This is a genomic window from Ktedonobacter sp. SOSP1-52 (genome assembly GCF_016587395.1).
Window position 1 is genome coordinate 1196806 of record NZ_BNJH01000003.1, and the last position, 15944, is coordinate 1212749.

General features: G+C 54.1%; 19 protein-coding genes. 7 read left to right on the forward strand and 12 right to left on the reverse strand.

Going from position 1 to position 15944, the window contains the following annotated elements; translation table 11 throughout:
• Positions 1-100 precede the first annotated feature (100 nt).
• On the forward strand, positions 101-1132 hold the full coding sequence (locus JMJ16_RS30560; RefSeq protein WP_201387748.1) for a homoserine dehydrogenase: 1032 nt from the start codon (positions 101-103) through the stop codon (positions 1130-1132).
• 57 nt (positions 1133-1189) lie between these two features.
• On the opposite strand, the gene JMJ16_RS30565 is transcribed toward JMJ16_RS30560, so the two are convergent.
• From JMJ16_RS30565 to JMJ16_RS30575, 3 genes are all read right to left on the reverse strand, one after another.
• Positions 1190-1525 (reverse strand): hypothetical protein, encoded by a 336-nt coding sequence (locus JMJ16_RS30565; RefSeq protein WP_201371796.1) that lies wholly within the window; start codon positions 1523-1525, stop codon positions 1190-1192.
• Positions 1526-1598: 73 nt separating this feature from the next.
• Positions 1599-3005: a protein kinase gene (locus tag JMJ16_RS30570; protein ID WP_201387750.1), complete on the reverse strand. Its 1407-nt coding sequence runs from the start codon at positions 3003-3005 to the stop codon at positions 1599-1601.
• Positions 3006-3098: 93 nt separating this feature from the next.
• A complete protein-coding gene (locus tag JMJ16_RS30575; RefSeq protein ID WP_307813239.1) occupies positions 3099-4043 on the reverse strand; it encodes a class I SAM-dependent methyltransferase in 945 nt (314 codons plus the stop codon).
• Here JMJ16_RS30575 and JMJ16_RS30580 point away from each other — a divergent pair.
• Positions 3951-4460, forward strand: coding sequence for a winged helix-turn-helix domain-containing protein (locus JMJ16_RS30580; protein ID WP_201387752.1), 510 nt, complete (start codon positions 3951-3953; stop codon positions 4458-4460). The two genes, JMJ16_RS30575 and JMJ16_RS30580, sit on opposite strands and share 93 nt — an antisense overlap.
• Here the strand turns inward: JMJ16_RS30580 and JMJ16_RS30585 are convergent.
• Positions 4438-5948 (reverse strand): ISNCY family transposase gene (locus JMJ16_RS30585; RefSeq protein WP_201386145.1). Its coding sequence is split into 2 segments (ribosomal slippage): positions 4438-5048 and positions 5048-5948, totalling 1512 coding nucleotides; the frame shifts between segments, so codons are not numbered across the junction. The two genes, JMJ16_RS30580 and JMJ16_RS30585, sit on opposite strands and share 23 nt — an antisense overlap.
• A gap of 60 nt (positions 5949-6008) precedes the next feature.
• On the opposite strand from JMJ16_RS30585, the gene JMJ16_RS30590 reads away from it, so the two are divergent.
• Positions 6009-6692, forward strand: a complete 684-nt coding sequence (locus JMJ16_RS30590; protein ID WP_201387753.1) for an IS630 family transposase — start codon at positions 6009-6011, stop codon at positions 6690-6692.
• Positions 6693-6743: 51 nt separating this feature from the next.
• Here the strand turns inward: JMJ16_RS30590 and JMJ16_RS30595 are convergent, their stop codons facing one another.
• The gene (locus tag JMJ16_RS30595; RefSeq protein WP_201387754.1) at positions 6744-7469 is read right to left on the reverse strand and encodes a bifunctional 2-polyprenyl-6-hydroxyphenol methylase/3-demethylubiquinol 3-O-methyltransferase UbiG; all 726 of its coding nucleotides are present in this window, start codon (positions 7467-7469) and stop codon (positions 6744-6746) included.
• Between the two features lie 35 nt (positions 7470-7504).
• Positions 7505-8185 carry an IclR family transcriptional regulator gene (locus tag JMJ16_RS30600; protein ID WP_201387755.1) on the reverse strand — a complete coding sequence of 227 codons (681 nt, stop codon included), beginning with the start codon at positions 8183-8185 and terminating at the stop codon, positions 7505-7507.
• Positions 8186-8520: 335 nt separating this feature from the next.
• Here JMJ16_RS30600 and JMJ16_RS30605 point away from each other — a divergent pair, with 335 nt between their 5' ends.
• On the forward strand, positions 8521-9609 hold the full coding sequence (locus tag JMJ16_RS30605) for a Glu/Leu/Phe/Val dehydrogenase (RefSeq protein ID WP_201387756.1): 1089 nt from the start codon (positions 8521-8523) through the stop codon (positions 9607-9609).
• Between the two features lie 115 nt (positions 9610-9724).
• On the opposite strand, the gene JMJ16_RS30610 is transcribed toward JMJ16_RS30605, so the two are convergent.
• Complete coding sequence (locus JMJ16_RS30610; RefSeq protein WP_201387757.1) at positions 9725-10105, reverse strand: helix-turn-helix domain-containing protein; 381 nt, start codon at positions 10103-10105, stop codon at positions 9725-9727.
• 242 nt (positions 10106-10347) lie between these two features.
• Between JMJ16_RS30610 and JMJ16_RS30615 the strand changes: the two genes are divergently transcribed.
• The 3 genes from JMJ16_RS30615 (at position 10348) to JMJ16_RS30625 (ending at position 11725) form a co-directional block, all read left to right on the forward strand.
• The gene (locus tag JMJ16_RS30615) at positions 10348-10797 is read left to right on the forward strand and encodes a hypothetical protein (RefSeq protein ID WP_201387759.1); all 450 of its coding nucleotides are present in this window, start codon (positions 10348-10350) and stop codon (positions 10795-10797) included.
• 83 nt (positions 10798-10880) lie between these two features.
• On the forward strand, positions 10881-11567 hold the full coding sequence (locus JMJ16_RS30620; RefSeq protein WP_201387761.1) for a peroxiredoxin-like family protein: 687 nt from the start codon (positions 10881-10883) through the stop codon (positions 11565-11567).
• A 14-nt stretch (positions 11568-11581) separates the two neighbouring features.
• Positions 11582-11725 (forward strand): hypothetical protein, encoded by a 144-nt coding sequence (locus tag JMJ16_RS30625; protein ID WP_201387763.1) that lies wholly within the window; start codon positions 11582-11584, stop codon positions 11723-11725.
• A 90-nt stretch (positions 11726-11815) separates the two neighbouring features.
• Here the strand turns inward: JMJ16_RS30625 and JMJ16_RS30630 are convergent, their stop codons facing one another.
• From JMJ16_RS30630 to JMJ16_RS30650, 5 genes are all read right to left on the reverse strand, one after another.
• On the reverse strand, positions 11816-12775 hold the full coding sequence (locus JMJ16_RS30630; protein WP_201387765.1) for an LCP family protein: 960 nt from the start codon (positions 12773-12775) through the stop codon (positions 11816-11818).
• A gap of 2 nt (positions 12776-12777) precedes the next feature.
• Positions 12778-13149: a hypothetical protein gene (locus JMJ16_RS30635; RefSeq protein ID WP_201387767.1), complete on the reverse strand. Its 372-nt coding sequence runs from the start codon at positions 13147-13149 to the stop codon at positions 12778-12780.
• A gap of 264 nt (positions 13150-13413) precedes the next feature.
• The gene (locus JMJ16_RS30640; protein WP_201387769.1) at positions 13414-14175 is read right to left on the reverse strand and encodes an XdhC family protein; all 762 of its coding nucleotides are present in this window, start codon (positions 14173-14175) and stop codon (positions 13414-13416) included.
• A 43-nt stretch (positions 14176-14218) separates the two neighbouring features.
• A complete protein-coding gene (locus JMJ16_RS30645) occupies positions 14219-14536 on the reverse strand; it encodes an XdhC family protein (RefSeq protein ID WP_201387771.1) in 318 nt (105 codons plus the stop codon).
• A gap of 43 nt (positions 14537-14579) precedes the next feature.
• Positions 14580-15941: a VWA domain-containing protein gene (locus tag JMJ16_RS30650; RefSeq protein WP_201387773.1), complete on the reverse strand. Its 1362-nt coding sequence runs from the start codon at positions 15939-15941 to the stop codon at positions 14580-14582.
• Positions 15942-15944 lie beyond the last annotated feature (3 nt).

Here is a 15944-nt window from a genome sequence, read left to right on the forward strand (position 1 = left end):
GCCTGCCAGGGTAATAGTAAGATACAGTAGCCGCGTACGCAAATAGCGGGCTACTGTATCTTACTATTACCCAGAAATAAATTATGTGAAGGAATTAGCTATGAGAAGAGTGGATGTATCTCTAGTGGGCTTTGGCGTGGTGGGGAAGGGATTGGCCCGGTTACTGTTGACGAGGCGTGAGTGGCTCCAGGAACAACGGGGACTCGATATGCGCCTGGTGAGTGTCGCCAGTGCGCGTTCTGGTTGTATCTATGCTGAAGATGGCCTGGATATCGCTGGCTTGCTGGCATTGGCGGAGCAGCGGTGTCCACTGACCGAGCTTGCCCATACTCGATATTTTTCCAGTACCCTGGCGGGAATCGAGGCGTTGAAGAGCGATATCCTGGTAGAGGCAACGGGCACGAATTTGCGAGACGGCGAGCCAGGGCTGAGCCATATTCGCGCGGCTCTCTCGCGTGGACAGCATGTGGTGACGGCCAATAAGGGGCCAGTTGCGCTGGCCGGACTTGAGCTACTGCAACTGGCGCGCCAGAATGGAGTCCAGCTGCGTATGGAATCAACAGTTATGGCAGGTACTCCAGTCTTGAGCACGGCCCTGGAGGGGATGGCGGGCGCACAGATCAGCGCGGCGCGTGGCATCGTCAATGGTACGACCAATTATATTTTGAGCGCGATGGCCGAGGGGCGTGACTATACCGAGGTGCTGGCGGATGCCCAGGCACGCGGCTATGCTGAGGCCGATCCCACCGCCGATGTCGAGGGCTATGATGCCGTTGCCAAGGCTATGATTCTCTCCACACTGCTCTTCCAGCAGCCTTTAGGAGCCGAGCAGGTGGCGCAAACGGGGATTACAGGAGTCACCCGCGAGCAGGTCCAGCATGCGAGTGAGGCGGGGAAGCGTATTAAGCTAATCGCCTCTGTGCGGCGTATGAGCGGTGGCGAGGTCGAGGCGCGCGTGGAACCGGTTGCATTGCCTCTCAGTGACCCCCTGGCACACGTTGCGGGCGCGATGAATGCCCTTACCCTGGAGTCGGAGACGCTCTCTTCCGTGACGGTGATTGGTCCCGGCGCGGGAAGTATTGAGACGGGCCAGGGATTGCTCGCAGATATTCTTGCTATCGCAGGTGTCTAGATCTGGTAGAGTTGTGTTAAAAAGAACTGAGCTGGCAACATGCCAGCTCAGTTCTTTTTACTTTTCTTCTTTGTCTAGTTCTTCAACCGCATTCTCGCCCTTTTCCGCGTTCTCGATGATGTCACCTTCCTTAAAGAGGATGCGTTGGGCAGCGACGCGCCATTTGGGGGTGCGGCGGAGGAGAAACTCCAGATCCATGCTGAAGTGCAAGAATTCCTCTTCCTGGGCGTGTTGCATGATCTTGCGTGCCTCGGGGTCTTGCTCGACAGAGATGCGCTGTTGATACCAGTTGATGGCCTCACATTCTTCCTGAAGGGAGGCAATGAGGCGCGCAAAGGTACGTGTTTCCGCGGAGAGTTCTTGTGCTGGCTCGTGATACTGCTCAAAGCCCATGAAATCAGTCCTTTCCAGTCAGAAGATAGTGCTCTGTCTCATTATATCTTCTTCGGACTGCTTAAGCTCAAGTTTATTTTGGCTCTTTTGAGGGGGTAAGCGCGCGCATACCAGGAATTTCGAAGCGAAGGCGCACGCTCCCGAAGGCGATCCAGTCGCCATGTTGCAGGAGTTCTGCCTTGAGCGGAGTGAGCACAAGTTCGCCCAGGCGTGTCTTATTATGGCTCTTAATATCCTCGATATAGAAGAAGGTCTCCTCGAAGCGAATGCGCGCGTGCTGGCGCGAGACGGTCTTGGTGGGATCAAGAGAACTGAGATCGATATCCGGAGTATAGCCCCGTTTAGGATCAACACGTCCAATAATGACATTTTTTCCAGTAATGGGGAGGCGTTCTTGCAACTTGCCAGCCTTCTCGTAGCGCAGGTAGGCATAGATGCTTTGTTCCTCGGCCAGGGCGCGGATGGCAGGTAGCGGCAACGACTGCGCGAGGTCGGAGCTTTGGCGCTGAGTCTGCTGAGGTGTGTGTGGTGTAGAGAGCGCCATTTCGCTGGTGAGAGAGCTGCTGGGACGGCCCTGGTTGGCATCGCGTAGTGTCTCCTCGAATTCAATGGGCCTGGTGGCTGGCGGGAGGGCAACGCTTTGCAGCGCCTTGAGGAAGGCATTGACATTGGTGAAGCGGCGACCAGGTTCCTTGGACAGGGCGCAGTCGACGACGGCCTGCAATTCATCTGGCACATTATACATATACTGTTTCATGCGTGGTACCGCGGTCGCACCCTGCATGACACCTGTCTCGGCAGGTGTATGGCCTACGAAGGGGGCACGCCCTGTGACCAGTTCAAAGAGCAGAATGCCTAATAGATAGATATCGCTCCAGGGGCCAATGGGCTGGCTACTGAGGTGCTCAGGAGAGGCATAGCGTGGATCGATTGCGGCAAGGCTATCGCTGGCTGTGCTATTGGAGGCTCCCAGCGCTCTGAGGAGTTCACGCAGACCAATGTCATCGAGGCGAACACGATCTGTGAGACTGTTGTTGTCCATGAAGGTCTCGACAGTAACAAACTGGGGGCGTAGATCCAGGGCCGCGATATGTGCCTCGTGCAGGACCTTGACACCCAGCGCAAGCTGGCGAATAAGATCAAGCGAGCGCGGAAGATCGATGTTCTCATTGTCCATAGCGTGCCGCAGGGTCACGCCACGTGGTGGATCGGTAGCGATAAAGATGCGATTATTATCGACGCCCCAATCGGAGACATGAAGTAGATGCGGTGAGGCGTGCGCCCGGCGTTGTGCCAGGGGCTGGAGCACCTGTTGGATCACATGTGGAGGGACGTTTGGCGGACAATGCAGCACATAGAGGCCAACAACATCATTTGTATTGCGATTATAGGCCGTGTAGGTTGTCAGTAGGCCATCGCTACTGAGAATTTGCCCTGTCCGATAGATGCCGCCAATAAGACGCGTATCACGCTGAGACATGCCAGTCCCTCCCATGGAAAAGAAGTTTTTCTGCTAGCACAGTATATACCGATGGGTGCGTCTTGTACAGCTACAAGCAGAAATGGACCCTCCTCAAGCGAGTTTCTCGCTTTCGAGATAGAGCATAGGAACAGTCATGCTTAACCCCCCAGATGCACTCGCCACCTGGTTTAGTTTGTGTTCTAGTATGGCAAAAATCTGCTCTTCATCCTCTGGATCGACAACCCGTCTCCAGCCATCTAAGAACCCAAATTTTGTAAGTGGATGATTGAAGAGTGCGCTCCCATTCTGATACCGGAGCTGGAATTGATCTTCTTTGAAGGTAAGAGGACGAAATCCATTTCTTTGTAAGAGATCAAGCAGGGCTTCTTTTGTTCCTCTAGGGGCTTCATTTCTTTCTAAGCTCTCCAGGTAGGCAGGCTTGTTTAGCTCTTTTAATGTGGCGCGAAACACTTCATAAAATTCGTGCATATGCCCGGCGAGATTGGTTGTAAGAACAAGATGCCCTTCGGGTTTGGTGATACGGAAGCATTCGGCTAAAACCGCGTTCGGATCACTAAAATTGTTGATCCCGAGATTTGAAACAATCATATCAAAGGATTCAGCCCGAAACGGAAGATGTTCGGCATCGGCCTCCAGAATCTGAACATTGGGTAATTGATAAACCTTTAACTTTAATCTGGCTCGCTCTACGGCCCCTTTCCAGCTATCAACTCCCGTTACCTGACAGGAGGCGCCATACATGTGGGCCAGTTCAAAAAGTGGGAAGCCTGTTCCACATGCCAGATCCAGGACGTTCAAGTTGGGATGCAGCTCCAGATTATTCAGGAGCATTAAACCGAAGCGAGCCGCCCATAGCGAGCACTCATCAAATACTGAGGTCGTACCTGGCTCGTTGGGATCATAAATAATATCAAAACCGTTTAAAGAGTGTAGAATGTGAGCATGGCAAAAAGAGTCACCGTGACCACCGAATTGACAACCGAAGAGCTTCATGAGCGATACCGAAGCGCAACCAACCCAACTGAGCGAACGCATTGGCACATCCTGTGGCTGATGAAGGAGGGCCACACGCCAGATCAGGTGGCGCTCATGCTTGGCTATACCGCCAGATGGATTCGGACCATTGTCCACCGTTGGAATCAAGCTGGCGAGCAAGCGATCCGTGACCAGCGTCAAAGCTTGAAAGGAGCGCCCACGCTGCTCAGCCTGGAGCAGCAGAAGGAACTCGACCAGGCTCTCGATCAGCCTCCTGCTGACGGAGGGCTGTGGAACGGTCCCAAAGTCGCGGCCTGGATGGCGCAATGCCTGGGGCGCGATGTGGATCCGCGTCGTGGCTGGGATTACTTGCGGCGGCTTGGCAGGAGCACGCGCGTGCCTCGCCCGCAGCATGAGCAGAGCGACGAAGCCACGCAACAGGCTTTTAAAAAAACTAGGATCGTAAACTTGCCTTAGAAAGTTGTTTTTCCAGAGCAGCCAAGTAGGCGAGAGGATCTTTGCGAAAGCGAAGCTGTTTGCAGCGAGCTTCTTGACGAGAGGAAACTTCGGAGCGCAGTTGTCGCCAGCGGGCCAGATCAGAGGGAACAAGCTCCTCCTCGCTGAAAAGATGCAAGCGGGTGGCAAGTGCTGCTGTCAAGCGAACGGCTCCCCGCACTACCAGAGCCGGAATGGCTCCTTTGCGTCCAGTCGCTCGGCGCTCCCCTCGACGAACGGCCCCAAAGGCTTGTTCCAGGTCATTGTTGGTTTTGGGAACATCGGCCACCTGGTAGCAGCAAAAGAGATGAGGCCCATAGCTCTGAGTGACCTTCAAGAAGTGCGAGAGGGCCTCTCGACTTGCCTGATGCTGCTCCGCGTCCTCTCGCATGCGCATCAGTTCCCTCTCAAAGCGCTCTTGGACCTCTTGTGCTGCTTGCTGCTCGTGATTGCTGAGCACCTGGGCCACGGCCCAGACATGGGCAAAGAGCGGATGAACAACGGCAAACAGCGCCTCCGTGGCCTGTAATCCCTTGTCGAGCAGGTGCTTCAATCGTCCAAGCTCTCGTGGAAGCCCCCTTTTTGAGCCACGCGATCCAACGACTCGCTGATGGCTTGCAATCGTTGCTGCAAACGCAAGCCCGATGCCGAGAGCGGAGGCATTCCATCATCAGTCAGGCTGGCACGAACCCCCAGGCAGTAATCATGAATCACCTGAGCCTCCTCATCGGTTCTCCCCTCGACGGCTCGCTCGATGGGCCGCACCCCACGAACCTGCTTTTTTAGCTCCTTCTTGGCATGGCGATCTGCCTCGTAAATGGGCTTGGCGGCTTCACGCAGATAGTGAAAATGGCAGAGTTGATGAGGTATCTCGGGAAAGGCCGAAGCGACGGCACGACGAATGGAAAGCTGCCCATCAGAAACCACAGCCAGGAGAGGAACAGCCAGCAGGTCTTTGACCTCGGTGAGCAAACCCGCCAGATCCTCTTGACTTGAGCTGAGAAGCGCTCGGGCCAGCACGATCTCTCCGGAGAGGACCTCGCGGATGACCCAGAGCACCTCATGACCCACATCCGGCTGTAACCCATCGATGGCGAGAATCACACGTCCTTGGGAAGCGAAGCGGGCTTGCAGCCGGTGTCGGCTAGAGAGATGCAGGCTCACCAATTCCTCATACCGGTGCATCAGATGCTCGACGGTCCGCTCACAGACTGGCACTCCTTGCTCCTGCAACAGGCGTTGGATATGGGGAGCTGAACGATGATCGCGGTAGCGCAGATGCCCCACATACGCAATCAGATCCAGACCGCATTCCCCATGAGGAAGTGCCCACCGACCTTCTTCTTCGGCTCGATACGGCTGTTTGTACGCCTGACAGGTTGCATTGGGGCAGCGGCGAACGACGATGCGTAGCTGAACGAACCCCTGCATCGTGAGCACCTTGCGTGTTCCATGATAGGCGACCGGCATCCAGTGGCCGCATGAGCGACAGTGCTGCTCCTGTGGCTCCAAACGAATGTGCTGCTCTGCTTGGGGACGAGGCACTCTTCTTCCTCTCATCTGCGCTTTCTCCTCATTCACCTCTTTCTCTCTAGTTTACTCCTTCCTCCAAGCTCAATTTACGATCCTAGAAAAAAACTCCCGGAGGAGGTTGAAAAGCTGCAACAGGCGTATCCCGAAGCCAAAGTGGAACTCTGGAGCCAGGACGAGCATCGCATCGGTCTCAAACCCGTTCTGCGTCGGGTTTGGGCGCGCAAAGGGAGTCGTGTTCGGGCGGTGGTCCGCCATCGCTATCAATGGATGCACCTGTACGGCTTTGTTGAGCCACAGAGCGGCAAGACGAGCTGGTTACTCATGCCGACGGTTAATACGGCGGCCTTTTCTCTCGCTCTGGCAGCCTTCGCTCAGGAACAAGGTGCCGGGCCAGACAAGCGGATTCTCCTGGTTCTCGATCAAGCGGGCTGGCACAAGAGTGGCGATCTCGTGATCCCCGAGGGGCTTCATCTGCTCTTTTTGCCCTCCCATTCGCCCGAGTTGCAGCCCGCTGAACGCTTGTGGCCTCTCTCCAATGAGCCGCTGGCCAACCGGGTCTTCAGCTCGCTTGACGAACTGGAAGACGTTCAAGTTGCCCGTTGCCGCTGGCTCCAAGCTCATCCTGAAATGATCCGTGGGCGTACCTCCTTTCACTGGTGGCCTTCTTTATGCACTACTTAAACGGATTTGATATAAAGCGTAGATAATCTAACATACTATCCTTTATCTTTCTTATTTGCTAACAGCCAGAAACCACATGCCGCGATGTGACTCCTGAGCATCGATTGTAAAGCCTGTAAGCTGGAGTTGGCTTATAAGCCAGGAAAGTGCTAAGCGAAGCTTGCGATAACTGCTCTTCTGGCGCGCCCACTGTTCACCCTGGCGTGTGTAGATCAGATCGTGTACTACCACACTCTCGGGTTCATATTCAAGGAAACAGGTCAAAATGGTGTTGGCATCGCTGCGAACCGGGATAAAGCGATCTAGTGCGTGTTGCTCAACTGAAAGGTCTCGAAAACTGAGAATACATTTGCCGCCTGGTACGAGCAGTTGATGGATAGCTTGAAGCAAGTGAATGACATCATCTTTGCTCTCTAAATGTGGAAGCGTATCTCCCATGCACACAACGACATCATATGGAGCTTCAACCAACTGCAAAACGTTACGGATATCTCCTTGCAGAGCGACAATTGCATGCTTCTCTTTGCGTTCGGCCAGCTCTGCCAGGAGGCGCTGGCTCAGATCGATAGCCGTCACATGAAAGCCAAGGTTGGCCAGGGCGATAGATTGGAAACCAGATCCACACCCCAGGTCGAGCGCGGTCTTTGTACCATCTCCAAGAATATCCCAACGCTTGAAAAGCTCCTGTTGTTCAGAGACCTTCTCTTCAAAGGGGCCAAACATCCAGGTATAGTGTTCAGCGAGTAATTGATCGTAATGGTGGGCGACGTCCGTCATCTTAACTCTCTTTCTTTGTGTATACTCACCAGTAATTAATGCCTGGTTTCTTCACTGGCCTGGTTGTCCAGGTAGCCAAGGTGCGCAGAAATGTTTTGCGCTGCCTGGACAATGATTTTTGTGTAGTGATCTTGTTGCGGATAAAAGCGATAGGCTGGAATACAGAAACTAATAGCGGCAGGAACGCGACCATCCAGGTCATGAATCGGGGCTGCCACGCAACATAGTCCTGGCGCGGTTTCTTCATGATCATAGGCATAGCCCTGCGTGCGCACCTGATCTAGCTCGTGAAGTAGCTGCTCACGAGAGGTGATGGTCTGAGCCGTACGAGCAGTCAGCGGCAATGTATCCAATAAAGCAGGAAGGCGATAGGGTGCTTGAAAAGCCAGCAAGACTTTACCTACCCCTACCTCGTGGGCCGAGAGACGCGCGCCAACGCGCGAGAGGAGGATTTCAACGGCTGGTGTGGCCTGCAACTTTTCGACAAAGAGAACCTGGGTCCCATCGAGGACTGCTAGATGTGTAGTCTCCCCCCAACGTTCAACGAGTTCGCGCGTGGCACGCCTGGCTTCAATGCAGAAAGCCGTATGCTCGACAAGCACCTGACTTAGCTCAAACAGCCGCCAGCCAAGTTGATAGCGCCCGGTTGGTGTGCGATTGAGAATCCCTTGTTCTGTGAGGCTGAGTAGAAGGTCACCCATAGTGGACTTGGGCAACTGTAATGCCTCGGCAGCTTCACGCACCCCCACTCAGGTTGCGCGAAGGAAAAGAGATTGAGGAGGCTGCCAACTTTCTCCATCAGATGTGGTTTCATAGCGACTCCTTTCGTGTCCACAATCCACCTGGCCTGTGGCCTGCCTGGGCTGCACAGGTCTGTTTTCTCTGTCTGGCTTGCATTTAGTATAGATGTTTGAGTACACCTGGGACAAGAGCAATGTCCGGTATGACCGGACGCTCGCGTTGACGAGTTGGAGGAGTCACGAGCATACTTAAGAACATGTTCCGGCAAGGATAAGCAGAGATGAGGCGAATTGTAGAGAAAGGAAGCGAGATGAAATCATCCATTTTCGAGCGCATGGAAGCACACGATTATGAACAAATTTACTTTTGCCAGGATCGGACATTTGGCTTAAAAGCGATTATTGTGATTCACGATACGACGCTGGGCCCTGCGATGGGAGGTATACGCTTGTGGCCTTATGAAACTGAAGAAGAGGCGCTCACCGATGCTCTGCGTCTGGCGCGGGGGATGACCTATAAGAATGCTGCGGCAGGGATACCGTATGGTGGTGGGAAAGGGGTGATTATTAGTGATCCCAAACGGGGAAAAAATGAAGGCATGTTCCGCGTTCTGGGCCGTTTTATCGAGCGGCTAGGTGGATTGTACTTGACAGGCGTGGACGTTGGAACGACTGTTGAAGATATGGATATCATCCGTGCAGAGACGCGGCATGTTGTGACGGTTTCGGAGGCATGGGGCGGTCCAGGTGATACATCCTCTGTTACCGCCCATGGAGTGTTCCAGGGAATACGTGCTTGTCTAGAAGAGGTGTATGGTAACCCCCAGCCTGAAGGACGTACGATTGCTGTGCAGGGTGTAGGGGGCGTTGGAAGCGCGTTGGTGCATGCCTTAGTGGAAGCAGGAGCTAACGTCACGGTGGCGGATGTCAATCAGCAACATGTTGAGGCTGTGACAACGCTTTATCCGCAGGTACAGGTTGTGTCACCGGAAGATATCCATCGGCTTGCTGTTGATGTCTATAGCCCCTGTGCATTAGGTGCGGGACTCAATGATCAGACGCTTCCTGCGTTGCGCTGCAAGATCATCTGTGGGGGAGCTAACAATCAACTTGCGGAGGAATATCATGGAGAGATGTTAGCCGAGCGGGGTATTGTATATGCGCCGGATTTTATTGTGAACGCGGGCGGGATTATAGTAGGAGCAGAAAGCCTCTCCCGTAGTGGTTTTCATCCGCAACGAGCGTTGAAGCAGGTGGAACGCATCTATCAGACCATGCGGAACGTTCTCTCCTATGCCCAAGAGCAACAGATCCCAACACACCAGGCAGCCACTAGCCTGGCTGAGCAGCGCCTTGCGATGATACAGCAGGTGCAACATCTCTCGGTGAATAATAACTAGAGTGGTGTGCATCTCGATGCTGCAAAATACCCTGAAGGACACAGGGTATTTTGCAGCGTGGGTTAAGCGCCAAGAACTAACTTTCCTGCATAACGCTTTAAGAGTGGGTTAATCGCTATTTTTTAGCAGGAGCGAGCTCTTCTATTTCATTATGCATATGCCAATGTTCCTGCCCATTTTGATCGCAGTACCATTCGCCCCATTCCGCCATCTGGAGCAGGATTGACTCTAAGCTCCGCCCAAGTTCTGTTAGTGAATATTCGACCTTGGGAGGTACCTGGGCATAGACCTCTCGGTGGAGCACTCTTGCCTGCTCTAGCTCTCGTAATTGCATCGTGAGCATTTGCTGAGTAGCTCCAGGAATGAGCCGCCGTAATTCGCCAAAGCGCCTGGTTCCGCTAAGCAAATGCCAGACAATCATCGGCTTCCATTTTCCACCGACGATTGAGAGCGTCACTTCGACCGGGCACGCTGTTGCTTTCTGCATCTGCTTCATTGCTTATCCCTCCCAATAGTATGGTTTTGCATACTACGTCAGATAAAATTGCGTACTTGTTTCTTTCACGTTTATCATCTATTTTAATTCTATCAAGAAGAGTGATAGATGACAAGCGTCTTCTACATTTCACCTGGCTATTTTCGGTTACTCACTATTGCCTGGATGGACCTGGGAAGAGGTAGTAGCGAAGTTATGACTAGAATGCTTCTCGTTTGACAAGAGTTGAAAAGGAGATCTTTATGAAAACGGTACGCATCGTCTCATTGATTGCACGAAGCGCCTTCATGCTTGCTATGCTGCTGGGACTTTTACTCTGGATCGCTCAGATATTAGATCTTTATATGCTTCTGAAGGTACTGCTACAGATAGGTATGACTTACATTCACGAGACACTCGGCATTACAGGCGCTCTGGCCTTTATCATCCTTGCGTTTGTGGCTGTCCGGAAGCGCGAACTTCGGCTGCTGGGTATATTTAGCATGGTCTATGCGATCCTAGTCGCGGCCTTTGGAGTGACGCAGTCACGGATTCTCGTGGGCAATCTACACTGGTTGATCCAGGTTGCTCACCTGCTGATTGGCATCGGCGCGATGTACCTGGCACGAGGAGTAGAGCAGCGCTATCGTCGCCTCACGCAGTCAGGGTCAGGGCGCCAGAACTCAGAGGCACCTGTGTTGCAGGTTATGTGATTTTACCATGATCAGGGCAGCCGAGCGATGATTCATCACTGCTCAGCCTGCACCAAACTAGATATAAAGAAAGAGAGATAATAATGGCAACATATGACCCAATGAATACTCCGCTACAGCAACAGATCGATGCGTTTATAGCTCAGACGCGGGACCAGATATCCGCATCCATGCGTGACCAATTACTATGCCCTATCCAACAAATTATCGCATCTAGTGGGGCTGAGAAGGCTCTCAAAGAGGGTGAACTGGCACCGGATTTTACGCTGCCCGATGCTCTTGATCGTCCCGTGTCACTCTCAGACCTGCTTAAGCAAGGGCCAGTTGTTGTGACCTTCTATCGAGGCGCCTGGTGTCCATACTGCAATCTGGAATTGCGTGCTTATCAGCAGGCTTTACCGCAGTTGCAGGCGCTGGGTGCTTCTCTGGTCGCGATTTCTCCACAGACGCCAGATCAGAGCCTTTCGCTGGCGGAGAAGAACGCTCTGACCTTTGAGGTTTTAAGCGATGTTGGCAACCAGGTTGCGCGAGAGTATGGCCTCGTTTTTCGTATTGATGAGGCTGTGCACGCGGCATATCAGCAGATTGGTGCCGATCTGCCCGCCTACAACGGCGACGCATCGTGGGAACTGCCGATACCAGGAACCTTCCTGATTGATCAATCGGGAACGGTAAGCCTGGCTTTCGTCGATCCAAACTTTATTCATCGCCTTGATCCAGCCATCATCATTGCACAGCTCAAACAGCGCAAGGGTGAGCTGTGCCTGTAAGGTTGGAAGACCGCATGCTCAACTTTGAGCGGGCGCAGGTCGAGCTTCGCGAGCGGAATATCCCCTTTCGCTTTGCGGATCACACGATTGCGCGCTCGATTTATCTCTCTGATCCTGATGGTCATAGAGTCGAGCTGACCACCTACGAGCTTGCCTGAGGTATCCGTTGGTCAAGGCGTTGTGACGGCCAAAACGCAGGAGCAGCCCTGGCGCATACCAATGCGCCAGGGCTGCTCCTGGTTGGCTGCTTATTTATAGAGCTTGGAGTCGACGTATTGTTTGATGAGATCCCAGTTGTTATCCTTGGGGATCAGGATACTTTGTCCATCGTTCGAGGTGCTGGAGGTCAGAACGTTATCGAAGCTGAGACCGATACGCGCGGTCTGCGGGCTGTTGAGATCCATCTTCATGGTAAAGAGGCCCAGGTCGGCGAGCGACATGTTGGTATAGATGGCCTTTTGCAGGGCATCCATCGCGTTGAAGAGGCTGGGCCAGCTAGAGAGCTGCTTCATCTTTGACAGGGCCGTCTTGATGATAAGCTGCTGGCGGATGGAGCGAGCGAAGTCGGTGCCCTCGGCGGGATTATCGGTCACATAGCGGGCGCGGGCGTAGCGGATCGCGGTCTCCCCATCCATGTGTTGCATGCCTTTATTGAAATGGACGGTAATCCAGCTGGCATCGACGTTGGCATCATCGTTTTTGGGATAGTTCGCGGTAAACGCGTCAGGCACATATACATCAATGCCGCCAAGAGCGTTGATCAGTTCGCGAAAGCCATTGAAGTCGATCAGCATCCAATTTTTAACATCGAGACCAGTAATGGAGGAGAGCTTGGTTGCAGCCGCGTCTCCTCCTGCTCCGCGATCGGCGCCATTGTTGGAGCCTACCTGATAGACAGTGTTGAGTTTGGCATAGTTGCCGGAATTGGAGGGAACCTGCACCCAGAGGTCGCGTGGCACCGAGACCAGCGAGGTATGCTGATTGCTGGGGGTCATGCTAATGACCACCATGGAGTCGGTCAGGTTTGTCCCATCGTGAGCGCCACCACCATAGCCCATAATGAGCAGGTTGACGCGGTCGCTGGTATTCATATAGCCTGTCTGGGTGGAGAGTGCATTCTTGTCCGTCGAAATGGCCGAGCCAAAGGCCAGGACACGTTGACCTGTGTAGGCCCCAGTGCAGAGCAGGATAACGAGGAGCAATCCCACTATCAGGCAGCCAGGCGCACAACCAGAGCGTCTGCGCCTCGCTGGCCGGCGCGCGGAACCGGGCAGTTTTTCTCCGTTTTGCGCCTGCGAATAGGGAGGCGCGCCAGGAGGATAGGTTCCCGGGCCAGGAGTATAGGTTGGGGGAACTGGTCCGCCCTGTTGAGGGTAGCGTGGCCCCGCATTGTGTGAGGGGGTATATGGTCGCCCCTGTGGCGGTTGGTTGGGCTGTTGGCGGGGGGCACATTAGCGTTATTGAAATTGCCTAGCACAAGCTTCCCCTGGGGGTTCTCAGGCTGTGGTCGATTCTGAGATCCTCCAGGTGGATAGGGGCGTGCGGGCATTGTATGATCGTCGTAGTAGTTGTTATCTGACATATATGAGCAACTCTTTTCTGATCAAAATGAATGAGAAGGATAAAAGCGCTTTGAAAGTAAGTTATACCAAAATTTAATGACTCTATCTTCGAGGTAATAAGATCCTTATTCCGAAACCCAACGTCACTTGCGTGACTAGCGCTTCCCCCATTCGGGGACAAGCGCGCTCAGGGTTTTCGGATCAGAAGTAGCTAGATTTTTGTAAAGAAAGAACATCCTCTACAAAGATAAACGCATTGGCGCGTAAGAAGTTGCAAACCACTACTATTTTTGTTGCCAATTAAGGATGCTTTTGCTGTCCTTCCCGTTGCGTGTCGCGACGATTTCCGCCATGATGGCCAGGGCGATCTCTTCAGGTGTTTTAGCTCCAATATTCAGGCCAATAGGGCCATGGATGCGTTGTAACTGCTCCTCGGTAGTGCCTTCATTCTTGAGGCGTTCAGCGCGTTCCTCGCCTGTTTTGCGGCTGCCTATCGCGCCAATGTAGCCGACTTCGTGGGCGAGCAGGACCTTCAATGTTGGCTCATCGAATTTGGGATCGTGGGTCAGGACGGCGACGGTGGTTGAGGGATTGAGATCGAGTTTCTGTAGCGCCTCATCTGGCCATTCTACAATGATCTCGTCGGCGTGGGGGAAGCGCTCTGACGTAGCGAAGGCCGCGCGTGCATCCACAATGATAACACGGTAGTTGAGTGTTTTAGCGAAGGTGGTGAGGGGAATGGCGATATGACCGGCCCCAACAATGATGAGGGTTGGCGGGGGTGCGAAGCCTTCAACAAAGACCTCATAGGTTCCTGTGGGCAGTGCGATAGTATGACTCGCGCCCGTTCCAGACCAGGTGGCGCGCTCCGCAATGGGGAGAACCTGTTGATCAAGCTCCACGGAACCAAGCGTGCCCTGGGGGGCCTGACCGGGAAGGAATAAGAGCTTGGCGCCGATATGCTCAGGACCCTGAATGAGCGTGGACAGGGCCGCCCCTCTCTGATTGTCAAGCGCACTCTTTAATGTGGTATAGATCTCACTCATGGTGCTTGTATCCCTCAAGTCCTGACGTAATAACGATGTGGTCTTACCAGTCGAGGCGTTCGACGAAGACGCGAATCGTGCCTCCACAAGAGAGGCCTATCTTTTCTAGATTATCGGCTTCACTGATGCCAAACTCAAGCAATTGTGGCTGCCCACTTTTGATGACCTGGTGGGCGGCGTGAATGACGGCGGGCTCGACGCAACCACCACTGACGGAGCCTGCGATCTCGCCTTTCTCACTGACAGCAAGCTTGGCGCCTGGCAGACGTGGGGCGGAGCCGATCATACTGATGACGGTCGCGATGGCGACCTGTTCGCCTTGAGCGCGCCATTTTTCAATATCCAGTAAGACGTCGCGCATAGTGTGTGCTCCTTTCAAAGAGGGTGGCGTGATTATGTTACTGTTAGATCTTACGCCTGGTCCAGGCTTCCACGGCCTTACGTCTGCTGTAGGCGTCGCGGAGTGGACGGCTATCATCAATGCTGGAGAGCGTATTACCCAGCGAGATCAGGCTGTCCAGGTTATGCGAGGGCAGGAAGTTATCGATATAGGGCAAGGCGGTCTTCATGCCGATGGTAAGAGGGCGATAATCGGGTGAGCCCAGCAGGGGATTGAGCCAGATCAGGCGGTGGCAACTATGTTGTAAGCGATCCATCTCCGCACGCAGGGTATCGGCCTCGCCACGGTCCCAGCCATCGCTGATAACGAGCACGACCGCGCCTCGTCCCAGCACGCGCCTGGACCAGTGATGATTGAAGTAGTGCAAAGCGTCGCCAATGCGCGTGCCACCCGACCAGTCCTGCACCTGCTTGGAGACATCGTGTACCGCCTCATCGACATCGCGGCGCTTGAGCTGGCGTGTGACCCGCGTCAAGCGTGTGCCAAAGACAAAGGCCTCTACATTCTGCAGTCCATTGGAGATCGTATGGATAAAGTGTAGCAGGAGGCGTGAATAGAGGCTCATGGAGCCGCTAATATCACAGATGATCACCAGGGGACGAGGCTTGCGCTTCGTCTCGCGCCAGGTCAGTTCGATTAGCTCCGCGCCATATTTCAGGTTGCGGCGCACGATACGGCGCATATCGGGATAGGAGCCGCGGCGCCGGGGGGCCTTGCGGCGTGTTGGACGCATGCCCAGATTCCAGCGCATCTCGGCCATCAAGCGTTTGGCTTCCTGCACCTCTTCCCAGGAGTAGTTCTCGAAGTCTTTCTGGCGCAGGCGTTCAATGGCACTATAGGCCCCGCTCTCAGGATCTCCCAGGTCGTTGTCGTCCTTGTTGCGGTCGCGCACGCTTGTAGAAGGCTTACGCTCAGATTGACGCGGATCGCGCGTCATATCCTTGTGTTGCTCTTTGGCATTCATGTGCTCAGCCAGGCGCTTGCGCTCAGAAGGCGGTAGGCGCAACTGGCGCTGTTCGCGCTTGACCTGCTGGCCCTTGTCAGATTTTTTCTGATTGGGATTGTCGCGCACAAACCAGAAGTATTGATACATCTGCTCGAAGAGTGGCTCCTGCTCGTGGCGCGTGAGCAGGCTACACTTAAGCGTGTTGTAGAAGTCATCCGGGCGGGTAATATCCACCAGATTCAGAGTCTCGGCCAGATCAATCATCTGGCGTGGCCCGACCTGGATACCCACTTCCCAGAGCAAGCGGCCAAACTCGGTCAGGCGATATAGTAGTTTCTCGCCGCGCTCAAGATCAATCGGGCGCAGAGGCGCGGCGATGGCTGCCTGCTGAGTACCATTGTTCTGGGGTTCGATCTGCATGCC

Bases quoted from the DNA above. Each gene is read 5' to 3' on its own strand.
- JMJ16_RS30615 (WP_201387759.1), top strand. From the start codon at position 10,348: ATGAAAACGGTACGCATCGTCTCATTGATTGCACGAAGCGCCTTCATG.
- JMJ16_RS30650 (WP_201387773.1), bottom strand. From the start codon at position 15,941: ATGCAGATCGAACCCCAGAACAATGGTACTCAGCAGGCAGCCATCGCC.
- JMJ16_RS30570 (WP_201387750.1), bottom strand. From the start codon at position 3,005: ATGTCTCAGCGTGATACGCGTCTTATTGGCGGCATCTATCGGACAGGG.
- JMJ16_RS30580 (WP_201387752.1), top strand. From the start codon at position 3,951: ATGGCAAAAAGAGTCACCGTGACCACCGAATTGACAACCGAAGAGCTT.
- JMJ16_RS30595 (WP_201387754.1), bottom strand. From the start codon at position 7,469: ATGACGGACGTCGCCCACCATTACGATCAATTACTCGCTGAACACTAT.
- JMJ16_RS30625 (WP_201387763.1), top strand. From the start codon at position 11,582: ATGCTCAACTTTGAGCGGGCGCAGGTCGAGCTTCGCGAGCGGAATATC.
- JMJ16_RS30635 (WP_201387767.1), bottom strand. From the start codon at position 13,149: ATGTCAGATAACAACTACTACGACGATCATACAATGCCCGCACGCCCC.
- JMJ16_RS30560 (WP_201387748.1), top strand. From the start codon at position 101: ATGAGAAGAGTGGATGTATCTCTAGTGGGCTTTGGCGTGGTGGGGAAG.
- JMJ16_RS30640 (WP_201387769.1), bottom strand. From the start codon at position 14,175: ATGAGTGAGATCTATACCACATTAAAGAGTGCGCTTGACAATCAGAGA.
- JMJ16_RS30620 (WP_201387761.1), top strand. From the start codon at position 10,881: ATGGCAACATATGACCCAATGAATACTCCGCTACAGCAACAGATCGAT.
- JMJ16_RS30610 (WP_201387757.1), bottom strand. From the start codon at position 10,105: ATGAAGCAGATGCAGAAAGCAACAGCGTGCCCGGTCGAAGTGACGCTC.
- JMJ16_RS30565 (WP_201371796.1), bottom strand. From the start codon at position 1,525: ATGGGCTTTGAGCAGTATCACGAGCCAGCACAAGAACTCTCCGCGGAA.
- JMJ16_RS30605 (WP_201387756.1), top strand. From the start codon at position 8,521: ATGAAATCATCCATTTTCGAGCGCATGGAAGCACACGATTATGAACAA.
- JMJ16_RS30645 (WP_201387771.1), bottom strand. From the start codon at position 14,536: ATGCGCGACGTCTTACTGGATATTGAAAAATGGCGCGCTCAAGGCGAA.
- JMJ16_RS30575 (WP_307813239.1), bottom strand. From the start codon at position 4,043: ATGCGTTCGCTCAGTTGGGTTGGTTGCGCTTCGGTATCGCTCATGAAG.